Annotated in this window: 4 protein-coding genes; 1 reads left to right on the top strand and 3 read right to left on the bottom strand. The window is 66.3% G+C overall.

All coding sequences use genetic code 11. The features are described from left to right. The first annotated feature begins 180 nt into the window (after positions 1 to 180). Complete coding sequence (locus NQU54_RS48225; RefSeq protein ID WP_257636598.1) at positions 181 to 405, top strand: hypothetical protein; 225 nt, start codon at positions 181 to 183, stop codon at positions 403 to 405. A 287-nt stretch (positions 406 to 692) separates the two neighbouring features. On the opposite strand, the gene NQU54_RS48220 is transcribed toward NQU54_RS48225, so the two are convergent. From NQU54_RS48220 to NQU54_RS48210, 3 genes are all read right to left on the bottom strand, one after another. Continuing rightward, positions 693 to 1,364, bottom strand: coding sequence for a recombinase family protein (locus NQU54_RS48220; protein WP_306279876.1), 672 nt, complete (start codon positions 1,362 to 1,364; stop codon positions 693 to 695). Between the two features lie 304 nt (positions 1,365 to 1,668). Further along, complete coding sequence (locus tag NQU54_RS48215) at positions 1,669 to 2,409, bottom strand: class I SAM-dependent DNA methyltransferase (protein ID WP_257636599.1); 741 nt, start codon at positions 2,407 to 2,409, stop codon at positions 1,669 to 1,671. A 53-nt stretch (positions 2,410 to 2,462) separates the two neighbouring features. Next, positions 2,463 to 3,062: recombinase family protein (locus NQU54_RS48210; RefSeq protein WP_257636597.1), on the bottom strand; the 600-nt coding region annotated here is incomplete at its 5' end.

The following is a 3,062-nucleotide window of genomic DNA, read 5'->3' as shown; positions in this document are numbered from 1 at the left end:
TAGGGCATGGGTCTGATGGGAACTTCAGCGTTATTGCTGTGCGTAGAGGCGGGTAGTGTGCCCCCTATCCCTGTTGCGGCTGCAACCGCGCGGGGGTAACTGCCCCCGCTCGCAGGTGAGTTGAGGGGCGCGAAACCGGAGCAACGTCAGTCGTCCGCCTCGACCCAGGAGCGTCATCCCTTGGCTGTCCTTCTTCCTGAGCCCGTTCCCTCCGAAGGGTGCGGGCATTCCGCGTCCGTCCCTGCCGCCTCGGCCGGCGTCGCGCTGGCCCGGCTCCTGCTGCTGGTGGTCATCCTCACCGCGCTGATCGTGCTGCTGGCCCGCGGTGTTCCGCTGGCGGACGCGATCAGCATCATCGGCGTCGGTGGCCTGTTCGCGAGCGAGCTGCGTAACCGCCTGCTCTGATCCGTTCCGTGCCCGGGGCGCCCCTGGCGGCGCCCCGGACCCATCGGGCTTTCGGAAAGGAGACGGTGCGCCGTGGCCGGCCTTGGGGACCAATAGAACAGCCAGTAACGCTAAGCATTTGATCTTGCTGCGTTCGCCTACAGCTCGAACGTCAGCTGCCCGCTGGTTTCGCGCGCGGTACGACGGGCCTGGGCCCGGGTGCGGGCGTGGTGGTCACGGTCGTAGTGGAGATCTCTGGCCAGTCGGCGGGGTGCTGGTCGCGGTTCTCGGGTCGGATCTGCACGTGGTCACCGCTCCGTGACTTCGAGCTGATGAGGGACCGCGCCAGCGCGCAGTTCGCGGAGGTCGGGGATGTGGTTGTAGAGGGTGCCCGGGGAGACGCCGAGGAGCTTGGCGATCGAGGTGATGGAGCGGCCGGGGTCGGGCAGGAGGTCGCGGGCGGCGCGGATGACTTCCTCGGTGGCGACGGTGGGGCGTCCGCCGACCCGGCCGCGGGCGCGAGCGGCGGCCAGGCCCTCGCGGGTTCCCTGGACGATGAGTTCGCGGATGAACTCCGCCAGGGCGGCGAAGACGTGGAAGACGAGTCGGCCGCCGGGGGTGGTGGTATCGAGGTTCTCGTGGAGCGAGGTGAAGCCGATGCCGTGCTCGCGCAGTTCGGCGACCATGGTGATGAGGTCTTGGAGGCTGCGGCCGTAGCGGTCCAGGCTCGGGACGACGAGGGTGTCGCCGGCGTCGAGGAAGGCGTGGCACGCCTTCAGTTCCGGGCGGAGGGCGGTCTTGCCGGACTTCTTGTCCGCGAAGATCTTCCGGCACCCAGCGGCGGTGAGGGCGTCGATCTGCCGTTCGAGCTTCTGGCCGCTCCCTGACACCCGGGCGTACCCGATCTTGATCTCAGTACGGACGAGCGGCTCGGCGACGAGTAGTTCGGGGTAGCCGGATGACTCCGGGAGGTCATTCATAGCCCCGGATCATGTCAGAAAACGGTGATCCAGGGTTCTTGAATGCCCTAGGTTTTTTGTCCCGTCTCATTGGATCTACCTCTGAGGCATGGCGCTGACCAGGCATGATGCGCTGTGTGGTGAGACGTGCCGATGTCGGTGTCTCGGCTTGTCGTGTCTGCCAGGCGCAATTGGAGAGCGGCGTCTCAGTTCATCGTGTCCGTGAGTCTGCGTTTCCGGCACTGGCTGCTGAGGGGAGCCGTCGGCGCTGACGGCTCCCCCCGTTGTTCTCAACTCTGGACGCGAGAGGGTGCCCGGTTGGTGGTCAGTCGGCGGGTTTCTCCCAGACCGAGACGTGTTGACGGCTCTCGCTTGTGAAGGCTTCCCGTGTCCATCCGTCCCACCGCTCGCGCAGTCGCAGTCCGGCGAGCTGGGCCATCAGGTCGAGTTCCGACGGCCACACATACCGGAACGGAATGGATCTGTACTCGCCGCGGCCGTCGACGACCTCGATGTAGTTCGAACTCGTTGCCTGGGTGGCGACGTCGTAGATGTCGAAGGCCCACCGCGTCGGGCTCACATGGTAGGGCACGACGTTCTGCCCGGCTGGGAGCCTTCGCAGCTCGGGGATCAGGACCTCGATGACGAAACAGCCTCCGGGTTCCAGGTGAGCGGCGGCGTTGCGGAAACAGGCGACCTGCTCCGCCTGCGTCGTCAGATTCATGATCGTGTTGAAGAGCAGGTATGCGACGGAGAACGTCCCGTCCACTCTCGTCGTCGCGAAGTCGCCGACAGTGACGCCGATCGCGTCACCGCCTGGCTTGGCACGCATCCGGGCAATCATCGCTCGGGACAAGTCGATGCCGTGGACCTGGACTCCGCGTTGTGCCAGTGGCAACGCGATGCGCCCTGTCCCGATGCCCAGTTCGAGGGCCCGGCCGCCATCGGCCAGGTCCGCCAGAAAGCCGACCGTCTCGTCGATGACGCCCGGCTTGAACATGTCCCCCGACGACTCGTCGTAGGCCGCCGCAACACGCTCTCCGAAGTAACCGTCCTGATCGTCCATCGCCAGACCGTACTGGGGCAGCTCGTCGCGGCGCGCGTGAATTTCGCCGGTCATCACAGGTGCCCCGTCTCGTTTCGTCGTGGCGGGCTCGTTGCTTCGCTGGCGAGGCTGATGTGGCGGTAGATCGTGCCGCGCGAGACCTTGAATGTTCGAGCGAGCTGCTGGACGGATGCGCCTGTGCTGTGGAGCTGAAGGAGTTCGTCGACCTGGTGTTGTGTGAGTTTGGGCTTGCGTCCGCCGATGTTGCCGCGGGCGCGGGCGGCGGCCAGGCCGTCGTTGGTGGCGGCCAGTACGAACTCGCGGTGCAGGGTGGCGAAGGCGGACATCATGCCGAAGAAGTCCCGTCCTTCGAGGGTGTTGCTGTCGATGTTCTGCTCGACGGCCTGGAGGCGGATACCGCGGTTGCGCAGGTCGGTACCCATGATGATGAGGTTCTGGACGGAGTAGAAGAGCCGGTCGAGCCGGGTGACCGTGATGGTGTCGCCGGAGCGGAGTCGGGGCAGCAGCAGGTCCCGCTCGGGCCATGCGGTCTTGTGCCCGTTCGTGCGCTCGATGTAGAGGTCCTCCTCTGCGACGCCGGCGCGCATGAGTGTGTTGACCTGTGGGACGGGGCTTTGGCCTGCGGCCGTGCGGATGTAGCCGACGACAGCCAA

The organism is Streptomyces malaysiensis subsp. samsunensis, from assembly GCF_024519315.1.
GTDB lineage: Bacteria > Actinomycetota > Actinomycetes > Streptomycetales > Streptomycetaceae > Streptomyces > Streptomyces malaysiensis.
The sequence above is the reverse complement of the archived record's forward strand: the minus strand, read 5'-3'. Positions and strand labels throughout refer to the sequence as shown.

Coding starts and splice junctions, on each gene's coding strand:
- NQU54_RS48215 (WP_257636599.1), bottom strand. CDS start 2,409: ATGGACGATCAGGACGGTTACTTCGGAGAGCGTGTTGCGGCGGCCTAC.
- NQU54_RS48220 (WP_306279876.1), bottom strand. CDS start 1,364: ATGAATGACCTCCCGGAGTCATCCGGCTACCCCGAACTACTCGTCGCC.